This window comes from Frankia sp. Mgl5 (genome assembly GCF_023242985.1).
GTDB classification, from domain to species: domain Bacteria; phylum Actinomycetota; class Actinomycetes; order Frankiales; family Frankiaceae; genus Parafrankia; species Parafrankia soli.
The window spans coordinates 25902-44152 of sequence record NZ_JALKFY010000012.1 but is presented as its reverse complement, the minus strand read 5'-3'; the positions used below and the strand labels follow the sequence as shown (position 1 = coordinate 44152).

The 18251-nt window shown below is 73.6% G+C and carries 18 protein-coding genes; 2 read left to right on the top strand and 16 right to left on the bottom strand.

Annotated elements, in window-relative coordinates; all coding sequences use genetic code 11:
• Nucleotides 1–148 precede the first annotated feature (148 nt).
• The 10 genes from rpsO to rimP all read right to left on the bottom strand — a co-directional run bounded on the left by rpsO (nt 149) and on the right by rimP (nt 10933).
• Complete coding sequence (gene rpsO, locus MXD62_RS08130) at nt 149–418, bottom strand: 30S ribosomal protein S15 (RefSeq protein ID WP_020458818.1); 270 nt, start codon at nt 416–418, stop codon at nt 149–151.
• A gap of 352 nt (nt 419–770) precedes the next feature.
• Nucleotides 771–1700, bottom strand: coding sequence for a bifunctional riboflavin kinase/FAD synthetase (locus MXD62_RS08125; protein ID WP_071060550.1), 930 nt, complete (start codon nt 1698–1700; stop codon nt 771–773).
• A 177-nt stretch (nt 1701–1877) separates the two neighbouring features.
• Nucleotides 1878–2783, bottom strand: coding sequence for a tRNA pseudouridine(55) synthase TruB (truB, locus tag MXD62_RS08120; RefSeq protein ID WP_248828789.1), 906 nt, complete (start codon nt 2781–2783; stop codon nt 1878–1880).
• Between the two features lie 8 nt (nt 2784–2791).
• A complete protein-coding gene (locus MXD62_RS08115; RefSeq protein WP_248828788.1) occupies nt 2792–3886 on the bottom strand; it encodes a bifunctional oligoribonuclease/PAP phosphatase NrnA in 1095 nt (364 codons plus the stop codon).
• Entirely contained in the window at nt 3883–4467 is a 585-nt protein-coding gene (rbfA, locus tag MXD62_RS08110) for a 30S ribosome-binding factor RbfA (RefSeq protein ID WP_248828787.1), read from the bottom strand. Before rbfA ends, MXD62_RS08115 begins: the two co-directional genes overlap by 4 nt.
• A 267-nt stretch (nt 4468–4734) precedes the next feature.
• Nucleotides 4735–5064, bottom strand: a complete 330-nt coding sequence (locus MXD62_RS08105) for a DUF503 domain-containing protein (RefSeq protein ID WP_248828786.1) — start codon at nt 5062–5064, stop codon at nt 4735–4737.
• Between the two features lie 77 nt (nt 5065–5141).
• Nucleotides 5142–8261, bottom strand: a complete 3120-nt coding sequence (gene infB, locus MXD62_RS39145; RefSeq protein ID WP_248828785.1) for a translation initiation factor IF-2 — start codon at nt 8259–8261, stop codon at nt 5142–5144.
• A 230-nt stretch (nt 8262–8491) separates the two neighbouring features.
• Entirely contained in the window at nt 8492–8899 is a 408-nt protein-coding gene (locus tag MXD62_RS08095; RefSeq protein ID WP_248828784.1) for a YlxR family protein, read from the bottom strand.
• A 34-nt stretch (nt 8900–8933) separates the two neighbouring features.
• The gene (gene nusA / locus MXD62_RS08090; protein WP_248828783.1) at nt 8934–10019 is read right to left on the bottom strand and encodes a transcription termination factor NusA; all 1086 of its coding nucleotides are present in this window, start codon (nt 10017–10019) and stop codon (nt 8934–8936) included.
• Complete coding sequence (rimP, locus tag MXD62_RS08085; RefSeq protein ID WP_248828782.1) at nt 10016–10933, bottom strand: ribosome maturation factor RimP; 918 nt, start codon at nt 10931–10933, stop codon at nt 10016–10018. The genes nusA and rimP overlap by 4 nt, the downstream gene beginning before the upstream one ends.
• Nucleotides 10934–11228: 295 nt before the next feature.
• Between rimP and MXD62_RS08080 the strand changes: the two genes are divergently transcribed.
• Nucleotides 11229–11861, top strand: coding sequence for a hypothetical protein (locus tag MXD62_RS08080; RefSeq protein ID WP_248828781.1), 633 nt, complete (start codon nt 11229–11231; stop codon nt 11859–11861).
• Nucleotides 11858–12316 carry a DUF4439 domain-containing protein gene (locus MXD62_RS08075; RefSeq protein ID WP_248828780.1) on the top strand — a complete coding sequence of 153 codons (459 nt, stop codon included), beginning with the start codon at nt 11858–11860 and terminating at the stop codon, nt 12314–12316. Before MXD62_RS08080 ends, MXD62_RS08075 begins: the two co-directional genes overlap by 4 nt.
• Before the next feature lie 98 nt (nt 12317–12414).
• Here MXD62_RS08075 and MXD62_RS08070 read toward each other — a convergent pair whose 3' ends face one another.
• The 6 genes from MXD62_RS08070 to MXD62_RS08045 form a co-directional block, all read right to left on the bottom strand.
• Complete coding sequence (locus tag MXD62_RS08070) at nt 12415–13434, bottom strand: HAD family hydrolase (RefSeq protein ID WP_248828779.1); 1020 nt, start codon at nt 13432–13434, stop codon at nt 12415–12417.
• A gap of 11 nt (nt 13435–13445) precedes the next feature.
• A complete protein-coding gene (locus MXD62_RS08065; RefSeq protein ID WP_248828791.1) occupies nt 13446–13901 on the bottom strand; it encodes an Rrf2 family transcriptional regulator in 456 nt (151 codons plus the stop codon).
• A gap of 103 nt (nt 13902–14004) precedes the next feature.
• Entirely contained in the window at nt 14005–15087 is a 1083-nt protein-coding gene (locus MXD62_RS08060) for an ABC transporter permease (RefSeq protein WP_248828778.1), read from the bottom strand.
• The gene (locus tag MXD62_RS08055; RefSeq protein WP_071060575.1) at nt 15077–15838 is read right to left on the bottom strand and encodes an ABC transporter ATP-binding protein; all 762 of its coding nucleotides are present in this window, start codon (nt 15836–15838) and stop codon (nt 15077–15079) included. The genes MXD62_RS08060 and MXD62_RS08055 overlap by 11 nt, the downstream gene beginning before the upstream one ends.
• Before the next feature lie 216 nt (nt 15839–16054).
• Nucleotides 16055–17128 (bottom strand): ABC transporter substrate-binding protein, encoded by a 1074-nt coding sequence (locus tag MXD62_RS08050; RefSeq protein WP_248828777.1) that lies wholly within the window; start codon nt 17126–17128, stop codon nt 16055–16057.
• A 260-nt stretch (nt 17129–17388) separates the two neighbouring features.
• Nucleotides 17389–18240: a GNAT family N-acetyltransferase gene (locus MXD62_RS08045; RefSeq protein WP_112105091.1), complete on the bottom strand. Its 852-nt coding sequence runs from the start codon at nt 18238–18240 to the stop codon at nt 17389–17391.
• Nucleotides 18241–18251 lie beyond the last annotated feature (11 nt).

Sequence of the window (18251 nt, the reverse complement as noted above, 5' to 3'; positions counted from 1 at the left end):
CCCCCCCCCCCCGGGGCCCCCACGGGGGCCCGGCTGGCGGGGGGCCCCGCGGCCCCCCGCCGGCGCCCCGGGCCCCCCCACGGCCCGGCACACCGGTATCTACCCCCGATGTGCCGAGGGAGCGCCACCGGGGCGCTCCCTCTCCTGACTATCGACGCAGACCGAGTCGCTCGATCAGTGCGCGGTAACGGTTGATGTCCGTCTTCGCCAGGTAGTTCAGCAACCGCCGGCGGCGCCCGACGAGCAGGAGCAGCCCGCGCCGGCTGTGGTGGTCGTGCTTGTGGACCTTCAGGTGCTCCGTCAGGTCACTGATGCGACGGGTCAGCATCGCGACCTGTACCTCGGGCGAACCGGTGTCCCGGTCGACCGTGGCGTAGTCCGACATGATCTTCTGCTTGACGTCGCCAGAGAGCGGCACGCTCCACCTCGTTCCTCATCCGGGACGGCGCGCGCTCGGGGTCTGCATCACCCGAGCCTCCTGCCGGTGTACGCCGTCGGCCGTGGCTCCACCGCCGGCGACCGCCCGGGAACATCGACCTTCGCCGAATCTCCCGACCACCGCCGAGCCTCAGCGACCACTGAGCGTCAACACTCTGCGCGTCAACACCTGCGCACGAGCGTCAACACCTGCGAACATCAGCAACCGCCACGAGCCAACCACCGGCACGCCGTCACCGGACACACCGCTCCCGCTTGAAGAGGAAGCTTATCAACCCCGGGAGACCCGCCCCGGCACCGACCGTCGGCACCCCCGGCGCGGACGCGTTGTGTCAGACGGGGAGCGTGGCCGCGCGGGTGGCGTCGACGTCCCGCGCCATCTGCAGGACGAGCTCGTCGACCGAGTCGAAGCGCAGCGTCGGGCGCAGCCGGTGGGTGAACTCGTAGACCATGTACTCGCCGTAGAGGTCGCCGTCGAAGTCGAGCAGGAACGCCTCGACCCGGCGGTCGCGGCCCTCGAAGGTCGGGTTGGTGCCGATCGAGATCGCGGCCGCCCGCCGCTGGCCGGACCACCGTGCGAAGCCCGCGTACACCCCGTCGCCGGGAACCGCCGCCCACGGCGTGCACTGCAGGTTCGCCGTCGGGTAGCCGATCAGCCGGCCACGCGCGTCCCCGTGCACCACCACGCCCTCGACCCGGTGCGGCCGGCCGAGGGCCGCCGCGGCGCCCTCGACGTCGCCGTCGGCCACCCGCCGGCGGATCGCCGTCGAGGAGAGCACCTGCTCGTCCGCGTGGACGAGGCCGATCCCCTCCACGGTGAAGCCCTCGGAACGGCCGCCGCGGGCCAGCGTCTCCACGTTCCCCGCGGCGCGGTGGCCGTAGGTGAAGTTCTCCCCCACGACCACGCCGGTCGCGCGCAGCTGCCCGGCGACGATCTCGTGGACGAAGTCCTCGGCGGTCATCCGGCTGAAGTCGAGGGTGAACGGGGCGACGCACAGCGCGTCGACGCCGACGCCCTCGAGCAGCTCGGCCTTGTGCCGCAGGGTCGTCAGCAGCGCGGGATGGGTGCCGGGGCGCAGCACCTCCGCCGGGTGCGGGTCGAACGTCACCACGGCCGCCTGCTGCCCGCGCTCGCGCGCCAGCTCCACCGCCCGGCCGATGATCCGCCGGTGCCCGAGGTGGACGCCGTCGAAGAAGCCAATGGTGACGATTCCTCCCGGCCAGTCGTCCGGGGTGTTCTCCACTCCGCGCCAACGTCGCACCTGCCGAAGCCTAGGGCATCACGAGTCGATCTACGATCGCGATCCTGGCGGTCACGGCGGACGGCCGATCCGGGCGTCGGCGACGGACCCGCGCCTGATGCGCACGCCGGGTGGACGCACCGGGCCCGCACACCGACGGAACACCAGGTGAGCGCGGGTGACAGCGCAGGCGGGGCGCTACGCGGGCGCGAAGACGACGATCGGGCGGGCCGCGCCGTCCCGTTCCTCGAACAGCGCGAGGAGCGCTCCGTCCGGCCCGAACACGCCGTACGGCCCCGGGCTGCCGAGCATGGGCAGCCGCCGCCCGTAGGCGACGTCCCGGGCCTGCTCCCCGTCCACGTCGCGGCGCGGGAAGGTCGCCGCCACCGCTGCCCCCAGCGGCACGACGGCCGCGTTCGCGGCCTCGGCGAGCGCGTCGAGGGTCACCGCCTCGGCCAGCCCGAACGGCCCGACCTCGGTGCGCCGCAGCGCGGTGAGGTGGGCGCCGCAGCCCAGCGCGGCCCCCAGATCCCGGGCGAGCGCGCGGATGTACGTCCCGCTCGAGCAGGCGACGACGACGTCCAGGTCGGTCTCGCCGCGCCGGGCGAGCAGCTCGAACCGGCTGACGGTGATCCGCCGCGGCGCGAGCGTCACCTCCTCGCCGGCCCGGACCCGGTCGTAGGCCCGCACCCCGGCGACCTTCACCGCGCTGACACTGGACGGGACCTGGTCGATCTCCCCGGTCAGCTCCGCCATCGCCGCCGCGAGCGGGCCGGCGCCGACATCGACCGGGCGGTCCGCCACCGGGTCGCCCTCGGCGTCGTCCGTCGTGGTGGTGCGGCCGAGCCGGATCGTGGCCTCGTACACCTTGGCGGTCAGCGCCAGCCTGCCGAGCAGGCGGGTTCCGCGGCCGACGCCGAGCACGAGCACACCGGTCGCCATCGGGTCCAGGGTGCCGGCGTGGCCGATGCGGCGGGTGCCCAGCAGGCGCCGGGACCGCGCGACGACGTCGTGTGACGTCCAGCCGGCGGGCTTGTCCACGACGACGAGGCCGTCGACGGCCGCGGGACGCTCGGCCGCCGTGGGACGTTCAGAAGAAGGCACGGGAGGGATCACCCGGTGAGGCGGGGAGCGCGGGTGAGCTCCTCGCGGAAGACACGCATCACGGTCTCCAGCGGCGCCGACGACGAGATGCCGGCCGCGAAGCGGTGTCCGCCGCCACCGAGCGCGGTGCAGACCGCTCCGACGTCCACCGCCCCCTTGGAGCGGACCGACATCTTCCAGACGTCGCCGTCCTGCTTGCAGACGACGGCGACCTCGGCCTCGGACACCGTGCGGACGGTGTCGATGACCGCCTCGATCTCGTCGTAGCCGATGCCCGCCACCCGCAGGTCGACCTCGGTGCACCAGGTCCAGATGAGGTCGAACTCGGGTTCGAGGCGGGCGCGTTCCAGCGCCTGCCCGAGCAGCTTGAGGTAGCCGAAACGGTGCGTGTCCCACAGGGTCCGGCCGATCAGGTCGTGCCGGATGCCGGTCGCCAGCAGGCGGGCGGCCAGCTCGTGGACGGCCGGTGTCGTGGCGGCGAACCGGAACGAGCCGGTGTCGGTGACCAGCCCGGTGTAGACCGCGGCGGCGATGTCCTGGTCGAGCTCGACACCGAGCGCGTCGATGATGCGCACCACCATGACACTGGTGGACGCCGCTTCGATGTCGACGACGTTGATGTCGCCGAACAGGGTGTTCGAGGCGTGGTGGTCGACGACGATGCAGCGCGGCACCGCGAGTCGGCGGGCCAGGCAGCCCAGGCGCTCCTCGCTGCCCGCGTCCAGGGTCACCACCAGCTCCGGGCTGTCGCCGAGGTCACCGGGCGCGACGAGCAGGTCCTGGCCCGGCAGGAAGCGCAGCGTCCGGGGCACGACGAACGGGTCGGCATCGAACGAGACCCGCGGGGACGCGCCGAGGCGGCGCAGCGCCAGCCCGAGCGCGATCGCCGACCCGAGGCTGTCGCCGTCCGGGTTGACGTGCGCGAGCAGGAGGATCCCCCCGCCCGAGTCGACCGCGCCGCGCAGCGCCCGCACCGCCTCGGCCAGGCTCTCGGCGGCGTGCCGCGACGCGAGCTGGACGGCGGTGGGCGCCGAGGCGCCGCCCGACCCTCCGGCTGAAGCCGGGCGACCGGCGGACTCCGTACCCGTGGACATGACCGTCATGACGCCGACTCCTGCCGGGCGACTGTGGTGTCCCCACCGGCCTGCGGTCCGTCACCGCCGAACCCGTCACCGAATCCGTCAGTGAGACCGTCGCCGGGCCCGGCATCCGCCAGGGCGCCGAGCGGGTCGCCGTCCAGCGGGACGCCGTCGAGCTCGTCGGCGTCCCGGGGGCGCCGGTAGGGATCGGGCTCGCCGGCGGGCGTCGCGTCCTGGCGCACCCGGGCGAGCTCCTCGTCGCGCCGACGGGCGACGTCGAGCAGGTCCTCCAGGTGCCGCGCGTCGTCCGGCAGCCGGTCGTGCACGAACGTCAACGTCGGGGTGACCTTGATCCCGGTCGCCCGGCCCACCTGGCTGCGCAGCATGCCCTTGGCGGACTCCAGCGCGGCGGCGGACGCCTGCCGTGCCACGTCGTCGCCGTAGACCGTGTAGAAGACCGTCGCGTCCATCAGGTCCGGGGTGACCCGCGCGTCGGTGATCGTCACCATCCCCAGCCGGGGGTCCTTCACACCGCGTTCCAGCGTGGACGCGACGACCTCACGGATCCGCACCGCCAACCGGCGGGCACGAGCCGGATCAGCCACCGTCCACCTCCCTCGTCGCCCGGTCGACCCGGGTGGCGGACACCACGGTGCCCGGCCGAACCGGTCGACACCTCATGTTTCTGCCCTTGCTGTCGTCCCTGCTCGGTGCCCCTGCACCGTGCCCCCGGCCCGCGTGCCGGGCGCCCTTGTTCCGTGTACCCCGCGGGAGCGGCGATGCGCCCGCGACGCGAGCCGGCCGGGCTGAGCAGCTCGGGGCTGCGCGGCTCGGCGGTGCTGGGTCACGCACACCGGACACCGATCCGCCGATTACGGCGAAATCACCTCAGGACGGGCCATGTCGTCGACGTCGTCCTCGGAGAGGTACCGTACTCGCGCCGAGAGGATCTCCAACTCCGGCCGCCGCGCGACGAGCTCCTCGCACGCGCCGAGGACCTCCGCGCAATGCGCGCGGTCCGCGGCGACCACCGCGACCCCGATCTCCACGCGGCGGTGCAGGTCCAGGCCACCGGTCTCCGCGGCGCTGACCGCGAACCGCCGGCGCAGCTCGGCGACCACCGGCCGGACGACCGACCGCTTCTCCTTCAGGGAATGGATATCCCCGAGGAGGATGTCCAGCGTCAGGATCCCGATCCACATGATCGTCTCCCGCCAGGACGCCCGGCGCACCGGGGCCGGCCGGAATGGTCATCCGGCCGGCCCCAGGCGTTTCGGGGTCAGGTGCGGGGAACCTCCCGCTGCTCGAAGGTCTCGATCACGTCATCGACCTTGATGTCGTTGAACGAGCCGAGCCCGATACCGCACTCGTAGCCCTCGCGGACCTCGGTCGCGTCGTCCTTGAACCGCTTGAGCGACTCGACGGTGAGGTTGTCCGCGACCACGACGCCGTCCCGGATGAGGCGGGCCTTGGTGTTGCGGCGGATGATGCCGGACCGGACCAGCGAACCAGCGACGTTGCCCACCCGCGGTACGCGGAAGACCTCGCGCACCTCGGCGGTGCCGAGCTGCGCCTCCTCGTACACCGGCTTGAGCATGCCCTTGAGGGCGTTCTCGATGTCCTCGATGGCCTGGTAGATCACCGAGTAGTAGCGGACCTCGACGCCCTCGCGGTCGGCCAGCTCCGTCGCCTTGCCCTGCGGCCGGACGTTGAAGCCGATGATGACCGCGTCGGAGGCCGACGCCAGCATGACGTTGGTCTCGGTGATCGCGCCGACACCGCGGTCGATGATCCGAAGACCCACCTCGTCGCCCACGTCGATCTTGAGCAGGGCGTCCTCGAGAGCCTCCACCGAACCGGAGACGTCGCCCTTGAGGATGAGGTTGAGCTGGGTCTTCTCGCCCTCCTTCATCCGCTCGAGGATCGTCTCGAGCGTCGGGCGGCCACGGCTCAGCGCCAGCTCGGCGTTGCGCTCGCGGGCCTGCCGGCGCTCGGCGATCTGGCGGGCGACCCGGTCCTCCGGCACAACCAGGAAGTTGTCGCCGGCGTCGGGGACGCTGGTGAAACCGAGGACCTGCACCGGCCGCGCCGGCCCCGCCTCGGACACCTGGGCGCCGTTCTCGTCGAGCATCGCCCGGACGCGGCCGAAGGCCTCGCCGGCGACGACCGAGTCACCGATACGCAGCGTGCCACGCTGGACGAGCACCGTCGCCACCGGGCCGCGACCGCGGTCGAGACGACCTTCGATCGCGACGCCCTGAGCCTCGGTACCAGTCGGGGCACGCAGGTCGAGCGAGGCGTCGGCGGTCAGGATGACCGCCTCCGTCAGCTCGTCGATGCCCGTCCGGTTGCGGGCCGAGACGTCGACGAACATCGTGTCGCCGCCGTACTCCTCCGCGACCAGGCCGTACTCGGTGAGCTGGCCGCGGACCTTCGCCGGGTCCGCGCCCTCCTTGTCGACCTTGTTCACCGCCACCACGATCGGCACGTTGGCCGCCTGCGCGTGGTTCAGCGCCTCGATCGTCTGCGGCTTCACACCGTCGTCGGCGGCCACCACCAGGACCACGATGTCCGTCACCTGCGCACCACGGGCACGCATCGCGGTGAAGGTCTCGTGGCCCGGGGTGTCGATGAAGGTGATCGGGCGCTCGGTCCCGTCCACGACCGCACGGACCTGGTAGGCGCCGATGTGCTGGGTGATGCCACCGGCCTCGCCGCCGACGACGTCCGTGGACCGGATCGCGTCGAGCAGCTTCGTCTTGCCGTGGTCGACGTGACCCATGACGGTCACCACCGGCGGACGGGCCGACAGCTCGACGTCGTCGGCGTAGTCGCCGCCGAAGGACAGGTCGAAGCTCTCCAGCAGCTCCTTGTCCTCGTCCTCGGGGCTGACGATCTGGACCTCGTAGCCCAGGGTCACACCGAGCAGCTGCAGGGTCTCGTCCGTGCAGGACTGCGTCGCCGTGACCATCTCACCGAGCTGGGTGAAGACCACCTGGACGAGGGCACCGGGGTTCGCGTCGATCTTGTCCGCGAAGTCGGCGAGCGACGCGCCACGCGGCAGCCGGATCGCCTGCCCGTTACCGCGCGGGACCATCGCCCCCATGCGCGGCGCCTCGAGCCCGCTCTCCCATTCCTGCCGCTTCGCGCGCTTGGACTTGCGCTGCCGGCCGGGACGCCCACGGCCACCAGGACCGAAGGCACCCGCCGTCGTCCCACCGCGACCACGGCCACCGGCGGCCGGACGACCGCCGCCACCGGGACCGCCGCCACCGGGACGACCCGGAGCGCCACCGCCGCCACCGGGACGGCCGGGGGCTCCCCCACGGGGAGCGAACCCACCGCCACCGGGACGCGCGCCACCGCCACCGCCACCGGGACGGCCGGGGCCGCCACCGCCACCGGGACGGCCCGGGGCGCCACCCGCCGGACGGGGCTGGAACATGTTCGAGTTCGGCCGCGGGCCACCGGAGCCACCGGGCCGCGGGGGCATCTGGCCCGGGGTCGGCCGGGGACCGCCGGAGCCGCCCGGACGCGGGGGCATCTGCCCCGGCGACGGACGCTGGCCACCGGGCCCACCCGGACGCGGACCGCCCGGACGCGGACCGCCCGGACGCGGCGCGCCGGGACGCGGCGGTGCCGAGGGGGAACCACCCTGACCGGACGCGGCACGCGGGCCGGCCGCCGGGGAGGTGTAGGGGTTGTTACCGGGCGCGGCCGGCCGCGGGCCGGGCCGGGGCCCGGGACGCGGGCCGCCGCCGGGGCCACCAGGAGCACCGGGGCCGCCGGTACGCGGACGACCCGGCGCGGCGGGACCCGGGCGCGGGCCACCGGGAGCCGGCCGCTGCGGTGCGGCCGGCGGCGTGGCGGCCGTCGGGGCCGAGGTGACCGGAGCCGGGGCGGGAGCCGAGGGTGCCGGGGCCGGCGCCGCGGGCGGCGCGGCGGAGGCCGCGGCCGCGGCGGGGCGCGGAGCCTGCGACGCCACCGGCTGGGACTGGGGCGGCTGGGACTGAGCCGGCTGGGACTGGGGCGCGGCCGTCGGGGTGGACGGGCGCGATGCCCCGGGCAGCGGGGCCGGACCGGGGCGACCGGGAACCGGACGGCCACCAGGGCCGGGCCGGGGACCGGTGCCGGAACCTGGGCCGGGACGGCCGATGGCGGGCCCCGGACGGGGCGGCGGCATCGGTCGCGCGCCGTTGCCCGGACGACCGCCGGGACGCGAGGACGGAGCGGAGCCTTCCGCGGGGAAGGCCTCCTTCAGTTTCCGAACCACGGGTGCCTCGACTGTGGACGAGGCGGACTTCACGAACTCGCCGAGATCCTTGAGCTTGGCGAGCACGGTCTTGCTGTCGACGCCGAGCTCCTTCGCGAGCTCATGTACGCGGGCCTTTCCTGCCACGGTGCTCCTTCGTTCGGCCCGCGGTCCGTGCCCGCGTGACCTCGTTACCTGCCGGTCGTGATCATGGCTGCGTTCTCACTGCGCGGTCATCGCTGTCTCGACCTGCTTCCGTGTCGACGTCGATCTGGCGTCGCCTGCCGGCGCGGCCACCGAACCGATCTCTCGGCCCTGGCCGCCGCTCCGCTGTCCCACCGGCCCCCGCGTCAGGACGCGCGGGCCGTACCACTGTTCTACATGCACACGTTGCGCGTGCGCTGTTCCAGGTGCGCTCTGACCTGCTTCAGCCCGAGCGGCCCCGCAACCCTGAGCGCCCGCGGGAACGCCTTGCGGCGCTCCGCGAGATCGACGCAAGCCAGATCGGGGTGCACATGGGCGCCCCGGCCAGGCATCCGACGGCGAACATCCGGGAGGAGCTCCCCGCCGATTACGACGATACGCAACAGGCTCGACCGCGCCGCCCGGGTTCGACAACCGACACAGGTACGAATCGGTCCAGAGTCCTGGAGAGAACCCCGCTCGGCGTTCGAACGTGGTGCCCGGTCGGGGGTCACTCGAGGACTCGGGTCTGCAGGACGACTGAGCTCTGCAGGACGACTGGACTCTGCAAATCGACCCGGCAAAACGACTCGGCTCTGCATGGCAGTCGGCTCCGCACGGCGCGCCACATCAAGTCTATCCTGCTGCGCCCCGAGAGTGGCCGCCCGTCGCGGAGGACCTCCGGGGCCCGGTCCCCGTCCCCGGACGACGGGGGGCCTCCCCGGCCGGCCGCTCCGCACGCGGCTCGCTACCCTCGGTGTCGGAGTGGATGTCGATCCGCCATCCGGTGAGCCGGGCGGCCAGCCGGGCGTTCTGCCCCTCCCGGCCGATCGCGAGCGAGAGCTGGTAGTCGGGAACGACCACCCGCGCCGAACGGCTCGCCAGGTCGGTGACCTCCACCCGGGACACCCTGGCCGGCGAGAGCGCGCTGCCCACGAAGGACGCGGGATCCGCCGACCAGTCGACGATGTCGATCTTCTCGCCGTGCAGCTCCGCCATCACGGCGCGCACCCGGCTGCCCATCGGGCCGATGCAGGCGCCCTTCGGGTTCACCCCGGCCGCCTTCGAACGCACCGCGATCTTCGTGCGGTGACCGGCCTCGCGGGCGATCGCGGCGAGCTCGACCGTGCCGTCGGCGACCTCGGGCACCTCCAGCCGGAACAGGCCCTTCACCAGTTCGGGATGGGTCCGCGACAGGGTGACCGTCGGGCCGTGCATCCCGCGGGCCACGTGCACCACGTAGCACTTGATCCGGTCACCGTGCTCCAGGCGCTCGCCGGGAACCTGCTCGGCCGGGGGCAGCACGCCCTCGATCGTGCCGAGGTCGACCAGCACGACACGGGAACCAGCCCGCTGCTCATGATGTTGGACCACGCCCGAGACCACCTCGTGCTCCCGGTCGGCGTACTGGCCGTAGGTGACCTCCTGCTGGGCCTCGCGCAGGCGCTGCATGATGACCTGCTTGGCGGTCATCGTGGCGATCCGACCGAAGTCCGCCGGGGTGTCGTCCCACTCGCGGGACGTCCCGTCCGGGCCGCTCTCCCGCGCGAAGACCGCGACCTCGCCGCTGGTCCGGTCGATCACCACCCGAGCGTCGTCGGCGGATCCGGTGGTGTGCTTGTAGGCGGTCAACAACGCGGTCTCGATCGCCTCGACGAGCGTGTCGAAGGCGATCTCCTTCTCGCGCTCGATTCCCCGCAGCGCAGCGACGTCGAGCTTCACCGGTTCATCTCCTTGCCGGGCCGGCCGATCAGGCCCGCTTCCGTGTCCACGGCAGCATGATCTTCCACTACCTCGTCCGCCGCCGACGCGGCGGGGGCGCCACCGCCGGCGGCGCCGTACTCGTCCTCAGGACCGTCCTCGTCCTCATCGTCGTCGTCGTCCTCGAGACCGTCGTCGTCCTCAAGACCCTCGTCGAGATCGACATCGCTCCCGACGTCAAGGCCGAGGTCTGCGCCGGCAGGGAGCTCGGCACCGGCATCGGCGTCAACATCGGCGTCGGTCGCCGACCCGAACTCGACCTGAACCGACGCACGTGCCACGGTCGCGTAGACCACCCGCTCGATCCGCCGGCGCACAGGACGCCCACGTCGGGCCGGGGCCGTCGGCACCGCCAGATCGGCGCCCTCGTCGTCGGCGGAGAGCACCCGGCCCTCGACCTCGACGCCGTCCGCCCGGCGGACCACCACCAGCCGGCCGACCGCGCGACGCCAGTGCCGCGGCTCCACCAGCGGCCGGTCGACCCCGGGCGAGGTCACCTCGAGCACGTAGGCCCCGGAGATCGGGCTCGCGCCCGAGCCACCCGCGGCGCCACCGCTGCCACCGGTACCGCCAGCACCACCGGTGCCGACGTCCTCGCCGTCCAGGACCGCCGAGACGAGCCGGCTGGCGTCCGCGACAGCGTCGAGATCGATGCCGCCGTCCCGGTCCACGACGACGCGGACCACGCTGCGTGCCCCGGCCCGCGTGACGGAGATGTCCTCAAGGTCGAAGCCGGCTGTCGCCAGACTGGGCTCCAGGCGGCGGCGCAGCTCCGCACGCACCGCGTCCGCGGCGGCCCGCGCTCCGCCCGTGCCCCGGGACGGCGCCGTCGACCGACGGACCCCCGCCCGGCCGGACTCTCCCGCCCTAGCCACCTCGCCCGTTCCTTCCCGCGCCGACGCGGCGCCCGTGCCCGTGGACCGCTCGGCCCCACCCGGTGTCGCCCCGACCGGTGCCTTCGGTGACCGGCCGCGGCAGCGGCGGAGATCGACGGCACCGTCGTCCCGGATGCGCGTGCCCGTGGAAGCGGGCGTCGAGCGTCACACGGTCGAGATCCCTTAGCCTACGTCCGCCGGCGGAGCACTCCAATCGGGGCCCGGTCCGGCTCGCCTGCCGACCGGTGCCACCGGCGCGCCGACGGCGGCACGCCGATGTGCGAAGCTGCCAGCCGTGCCCACCGCCGCCGGTCCCGGTCCGTCCCGCCGGGCCTTTCTGGCCGCGCTGCCACTGGCCGGGACGGGCGGGCTGCTCCTCGCCGGGATGTCCGGCTGCACCACCTCTACCGGCGGCGCCCCCGCCAGCCGGGTCACCCCCGCCGACGTCACCGCCGCGGGAGCGGCACACACCCGGGAGACCGCGCTGATCGAGGCCTACGACGGCGCGATCGACCAGCACCCGGGCCTCGCGGAGACGCTGCGGGCGATCCGCGCCCAGCACGCCGAACACGCCCGCGAGCTGGTCGCCCAGGGCCTGCCCGAGGCCGCGACCGCGACCGCGGCGGGCACGACGGGCACGCCGGCCACGACGGGCGCCCCGGCCGGGGCGAGCACGCCGTCCGGGGCGGGCCTGCGTTCCTCCCCGGCCGCGGGCACTCCCCCGCCGGCCGGATCGGACACTCCGGAGACCCGGGCCACCACACTGAGCGCGCTGGCCGAGCTTGAGCGGACGACCGCAGCGGCGCACCGCACCGGCTGCCTCGCCGCCGGTGCCGGCCTGGCGCCGCTGCTGGCGAGCCTGTGTGCGGCCGAGTCCGCGCACGCCGAACTCGTCACGGCACTGGGCGCACCGGGGGCGGCCGGATGACCGCCGAAGACCCCGCGGTCGTCGCCCTGTCCTCGATGCTCGCGGCCGCGCACGCGGCGGTCTACGCGACGGCGACCGCGGGCGGGGTCCTCGCCCCGCTCGGGGCCGCCGCGGGACCGGCCCGCGAGCTCGCCCGGGTGGCACACGATGATCATCGGACGCTGCGCGACTCGCTGGTCGCCGCGCTGCGGGCCCGCGGGGCGGCGCCGCCGGCCGCGCTCGCCGCCTACCGGCTGCCGGTCGAGCCGGCTGGCGTCGCCGGGTCACTCGACCTGCTCGCCAGGATCGAGGACCGCTCGGCCGTGGCCGCCCACGACGCGGTCGGCGTCCTCACCGGCGCCGACCGCGAACTCGCCGTCGACGCCCTGGTGGCGATGACCCTCCGCGGCCAACGCGCCCGCCTCGCCGCGGGAACCCCACCGGGCTCCGCGGTCCCCGCGCTTCCCGGAAGCTGACCCGCGCCCGCCCCGAAGCGAGTCACACGGGCAGCACACAACCCGGCCCGGACAACACGCTCGGTGGCTCTCCCGCCGGGCGCGTTTGGAGAGGCCGTTCAGCGACGTGGGGCGGGTGACCCAGGCCCGGGGGCGCCGAGCAGGTCGAGGACCTCGAGCAGGTGGCCGAGGCGGCCGATCACCGCATCCGCGAACATCGACGCGGACGCCCCGGCCGCGGCCCCGTCCGCACCGGGCAGATCCCGCGCGGCGGGGTCGCGGCCCAGGTCGGCCCGCCCCGCGAGATCTCGGCCCGCCACCGCCAGCCCAAGGGGATCACGCGGATCGAGGACCACCCCGCCGGGACCACCGCCGAGGCCCGCCGCGGCGCCGTCCGCCAATCCGCCGTCCGCGGAGCCACCGTCCGCGACCAGCACAGCCCGCATGCCGGCCGCCCGCGCGCCGCGGATGTCCGTCCGCAGCCGGTCGCCGACGAAGAGCACCCGGGACGGGTCGGTGACGCCCAGCGCGGCCAGCACCGCCTGGAAGGCGATCGGGTGTGGCTTGTCGAAGGGGAGGTCGCTCGTGTAGATCCTGGCGTGGAAGAGGTCGAGCAGGCCGTCGCGTTCGAGTAGGCGCTCGTGCCAGGCCCGTGGCCAGCGGGTGTTGGTGAGCAGGCCGACGAGCAGGCCACGGGCACGCACGAGGTGCACGAGCAGCAGCGCCTCGGGATCGCACACCGTGTGCGGGGTCCAGGCGGCGAGGTCGCGCCGGCTGACCGCGCGCAGCACGGCCGCGGCCACGTCCACGCCGAGGGCCGCGGAGGCGGCCGCGAGCAGTTCGGTGACCGACCCGGTCATACCGCCCGCCGCGCCGTTGCCGGCCAGGCCGTCGCTGCCGTCCCGGGCCTGCCACCAGGTCGTCTCCAGGCCAGCCAGGATCGCGGTGATCTCGTCGGCGTGCGCGGACGAGATCTCCAGCGCGGTCATCCGCCACAGGTCGAGCAGGTCGACGTCGTGGAAGAGGGTGAGCGTCCCGCCCCAGTCGAACACCACGGCCGCGAGCGGCTTGCGGTCGTCCGGGAGGGGTGTCCCGTCGACGGCCGGCACCGCGTCCGGAGCGAACCAGGAGAAGCCCACCGGCGCCCGCGCTATCGGGTGACCCAGGCGTCGGGCTCGTCCCTCAGCTCACGGACGATGTTGGGCAGTTTCCCGCTGGCGACGTCCGCGAGGGTCACCGACTCGAGCACCCGGCGCAGGTTGACCCGGACGGCGATCCAGACGTCCTGCAGGTGCTTGGCCGCGCCCTCGTACTGGGCGTTCTCCGGAGGGCGGCCGCGCACGCTGGCGAGCGGGCCGTCGGTCGCCCGGATCACGGTCGCGATCGTGATCTCCTCGGCTGGGCGGCACAGCTGGTAGCCGCCGTCGGCGCCGCGGCGGCTCTGCACGAGGCCGCTGCGGCGCAGGTCGGTGAGGATGTTCTCGAGGAAGCGCAGGGGAAGATCCTGGGCCGAGGCGAGCGTCTCCCCCTTCACGAGGCTGCCGTCCGACGCGGCGAGCGTGAGCAGGGCCCGCAGTGCGTAGTCGGCCCGGGCGGAGATCTGCATGTCCCCCATCTTGCCGTCCGCACTGCGGGCGGGCTTCCCGTGGGCTCCTCGTGAGCGGCCGGACCGCCCGTCCGGCCGACATCGGGCGAGGGCCGGACGAAGGTCAGACCGCTGACGTGTCCGCGCCGGAGAGCGGTCCGACCGGCCCGGTAGGACCGGTCGGATCCTCCTTCGGACGACCGTTCCGGGGACCACGGGCCGCCCTCACCGCGTTCGAGCCCTCGGAGAGCAGGCCGCGGCGCTCACGCATCCGCCGGTCGAGGATGTTGAAGACCGCGTCGACGGCTACGCCGATCGCGAAGATCGTCAGCATCGACACCAGCACGCCGACGGTGTCCGACAGGTCCCGGGCGTTCTGCAGGTCGGCGCCGATCGAGGGGTGGCCCGGCACGATGACGATCAGCTCGCCGGCCATCAGGCTGCGCCAGGCGAACGCCCAGCCCTGCTTGAGCCCGGCGAGCACCGAGGGGAACGCCGCCGGCGCCACGACGTGGCGGTACAGCGAGAACCCGCGCGCCCCCATACTGCGCCCGACCCGCACGAGCAGCGGCGGGACGTAGTCGACGCCGTAGATGACGCCGTTCGCCACGGACGGGGCGGCGCCCAGGACCACGACGAACATGATCGCGGACTCGTTGAGCTTGAACAGCAGGATCGCGAGCGGGACCCAGACCACCGACGGCATGGTCTGCAACGCGGTGATGAACGACCCCACCGCCGCGCGCAGCAGGCCGAACCGGGCGACCACCAGGCCGACGACGCCACCGAGCACGACCGCCACCGCGTAGCCCTCGCCGGCGCGGGTCAGCGTGCGGCCGAACGCGTCCCAGAACTCGGCGGTGCCGAGCTGGTCGAAGAACTCCGGCAGCGTGTCGCCGGGGCCGGGCAGCACGTAGGTGGGCTTCCACCCCGACCAGACGACGATCTGCCAGACGAGCAGGAACAGCGCGAGCGCGGCGATCTTCGGCCAGGTCGCGGACCAGATCCGGCCCACGGTCGGCCGCCTGGACGAGACGGGGAGGTCGAGGGCGTCCAGGCCGGCGAGTGCCTCGTCGGACGTCCGCTGCGCCAGGGTGGCGGGGCCGCCGGTGGCGGAGCCGCCGGGTCCGGGGCCGGCGCCCCGGACGTCGGTCCCGCTGCCGGCTTCCAGGGAGCGGTCGGTGACCGTGTCGGTGTCAGTGGCCATGGCGGGCGACCTCCTGCCGCAGCCGCGCCGTCACGACGGAGGCGAGCTCGGATACCTGGTGTTCGTCGATGCGGCGGGGGCGATCCATGGCGACGTCGAAGATCTCCGCAACCCGCCCGGGCCGGGAGGAGAGCAGGACGATCCGGTCACCGAGGCGCACGGCCTCCCGGACGTCGTGGGTGACGAACAGGACGGTGACCCCGGTCTCGCGCCAGATCCGCTCCAGCTCGTCGTGGAGCAGGTCGCGGGTCATCGCGTCGAGGGCACCGAACGGCTCGTCCATGCAGAGGATGTCCGCCTCCTGGGCGAACGCCCGGGCGAGGCTGACCCGCTGGCGCATGCCGCCGGAGAGCTCGTGCGGACGGCGGTCGCCCTGGCCGGCCAGGCGGACCATGCCGAGCAGCTCGTCGACCCGGGCCCGGCGCGTCGCCTTCGGCACCCGGCGCAGCTTCAGCGGCACCTCGACGTTGCCGCCGGCCGTGAGCCAGGGCAGCAGGGCCGAGTCCTGGAACATCATCCCGACCCGGCGGCCACCGGTGTCGACGGTGCCCACGGTCGGCCGGTCGAGCCCGGCGACCAGGCTGAGCAGGGTCGATTTGCCGCAGCCCGACGCCCCCAGCAGACAGACGAACTCGCCGGGACGGACATCCAGGTGGATGCCGTCGAGGGCGTGGACCTGACCGGCGCCGGCACCGAAGACCCGGCTGACGCCGTCGATCCGCAGCGCCGTGTCCGTCGCGAGCGCGGTCACAGCTTGCTCCCCTCGGGGTATGTGTCGTGATCTGGACGCGGAACGAGCTGCGCGGCCGGTGTGGCACCGGCCGCGCAGCCTCGGTCGCGGCATCGCCGGGCTGGGACAGAACCCGGATCGCGGCCCGGCGGACGCGAGGCGCCCACCGAGCCGCGGTCGATCGGTCGTTCAGTTGTGCAGAGGTTCAGTTGTGCCGAGGCCTACCTGCGTAGGGACCTACTTGTCCGAGACCGCGGGGTCGCCGGCGTCCGCCAGCAGCTCGTTGAGGATCTTCAGGTCGAAGATGCCGTCGAGCTTGGGGTCCTCGATGAGCCCGAGCTCCTCCTGATGCGCCGCCGAGAGGAACAGCGACTTGGCGATCGGGTCCGGGCCGAAGGTCAGCGTCTTCCAGGCCGAGGCGACGACGCCGTCGGCAAGCGGCTTGCCGGTGAGCTTGTCCAGCGCCTCGTTCGCGGCGGCCTGCCCGGCGGCCGGGTCGGCGTTGAGCTGATCGATCGCCGTGATGTTGGCGGCGATGAGCCGGCGGACGATCTCGGGGTTCTTCTCCAGGTACTCCGTGCGGACGATCAGGAGGGTGGTGACGAACTTCCCGTCGGTGTCGGCCCACTCGTCGGCCTCGTTGACGAGCACCTTGCCGCCCTCGGCGACCAGCCGGGAGGCGATCGGCTCAGGAACCCAGGCGCCGTCGATGGCGCCGGACTTGAAGGCGTCGACCGTGACCGAGTTCTCCTGCGGACGGATGGAGACGTCGCCGCCGCCCTTGGTGTCCGTCACGAGCCCGTTCTTCTTCAGGTAGTACCGCAGCGCGACGTCCTGCGTGTTACCCAGGCTCGGGGTCGCCAGCGTCTTGCCGCGCAGCTGCTCGACCGAGGTGATCTCGGGCTTGACGACCAGGGCCGCCCCGCCGGAGGTGACACCGGAGACGATCCGGATGGCCTCACCCTTGGACTTGATGAACGTGTTCACCGCGGGGTTCGGGCCGATGAAGCCGGCGTCGAGCGCGCCGGAGAGGATCGCCTCCGCCTCCTGCGTGCCCGAGTTGAAGGTCGACGGCTGCAGCTTCACGCCGGAGCCGAGTCCCTTGGCGAAGATGCCCTGCTCCACGCCGACGAGCGCCGGGGCGTGCGTGAGGTTCGGGAAGTACCCCAGCCGCAGGGTTCCGGTCACCTCCCCGGACGACGACACGGACTCCGTTCCCCCGTCGTCGCCCGAGCAGGCGGTGACCGCCAGCGCCAACGCACCGGCAGCAACCAGTGGCACGAACCGCTGCCACAGCCTCTTGGGCCTCATCACGTTCCCTTTCCCACACGCACGGCGCCTTGCACAAAGTCGATCGAGCGCATCAAGTCGATTGGACACATCGGGAAAGCAAGGATGCCAGACCAAGGGTCTTCCCGTCACCGGAATTCACACGGATGACACGATTTCCCACCACGCGTGAACGCCCGGTCGCGTAGGGCGCTCGCAGCTGGCGGGCGCCGGACGAAACCGGGCGGAAAGATGCACGGAACGTGGCCGCTCAGTGCACGTCGGCCATCAGCGCGCTCTGGTCAGAACAGGATCGAGGCGAAGGTCCCCACCTGCTCGAACCCCACGCGCTCGTAGGCGCGCCGGGCGGGGTGGTTGAAGTCGTTCACGTACAGGCTGACCACCGGGGCGAACGTCGCCTGGGCGAGCGCCACGACGCTGGCCGTCCCGGCGGCGCCGAGGCCACGGCCACGCAGGGCCGGATCGACCCAGACGCCCTGGATCTGGCAGACGTCACCGGCGACCGCGCCGATCTCGGCCTTGAACAGCACCCGGCCGTCCTCGATGTGGGCGAACGAGCGGCGCTGGCCGACGAACTCGGCGACGCGCGAACGGTAGAGCGCGCCACCGTCCGCGCCGACCGGGGAGACGCCGATCTCCTCGGTGAACATGGCGATGCAGGCGGGGAGCAGCACGTCCAGCTCGTCCGGCCGGACCTGGCGGACCGCCGGGTCCGGCGCGATGCGCGGCGGGGCCTGGATCGCGAGTAACGGCTGGTCGGCGCGGATCTCCCGGGCCGGGCCCCACACCGGCTCCAGGTGCCGCCACATGGCGGTGACGGCCGAGCCGACGCCCACGATCGACGAGCAGCGGCGGCCCTGCCGGCGGGCCCGCTCGGCGAAAAGCTTCGCCGAGGCCGGGCCCGCCGCCACGGGCCACAGGTTGGCGCCTGAATAGCACAGGGCGGTCAGGGTCCCGTCGACCGTGTGGCCCCACACCTCGGCGCCCAGGCGCCAGGGGTCCAGACCGCACGCCGCCACCCGCGACGCGACGAAGACATCGGCTACCGGGTTGCGGCCCAGCAGCTGGGTGACCGCGGGCAGATCCCGATCGTCAAGCAACCGGGTCGGAGCGGAGCGAAGCGGCAGACCCATCCAGCCCTTCC

Excerpts from the sequence above, each read along its gene's own strand:
- MXD62_RS08115 (WP_248828788.1), bottom strand. The coding sequence starts at position 3,886 with ATGACGGTCATGTCCACGGGTACGGAGTCCGCCGGTCGCCCGGCTTCA.
- MXD62_RS08105 (WP_248828786.1), bottom strand. The coding sequence starts at position 5,064 with ATGTGGATCGGGATCCTGACGCTGGACATCCTCCTCGGGGATATCCAT.
- MXD62_RS08095 (WP_248828784.1), bottom strand. The coding sequence starts at position 8,899 with ATGCAGAGCCGAGTCGTTTTGCCGGGTCGATTTGCAGAGTCCAGTCGT.
- MXD62_RS08075 (WP_248828780.1), top strand. The coding sequence starts at position 11,858 with ATGACCGCCGAAGACCCCGCGGTCGTCGCCCTGTCCTCGATGCTCGCG.
- MXD62_RS08065 (WP_248828791.1), bottom strand. The coding sequence starts at position 13,901 with ATGCAGATCTCCGCCCGGGCCGACTACGCACTGCGGGCCCTGCTCACG.
- MXD62_RS08060 (WP_248828778.1), bottom strand. The coding sequence starts at position 15,087 with ATGGCCACTGACACCGACACGGTCACCGACCGCTCCCTGGAAGCCGGC.
- MXD62_RS08050 (WP_248828777.1), bottom strand. The coding sequence starts at position 17,128 with ATGAGGCCCAAGAGGCTGTGGCAGCGGTTCGTGCCACTGGTTGCTGCC.
- MXD62_RS08045 (WP_112105091.1), bottom strand. The coding sequence starts at position 18,240 with ATGGGTCTGCCGCTTCGCTCCGCTCCGACCCGGTTGCTTGACGATCGG.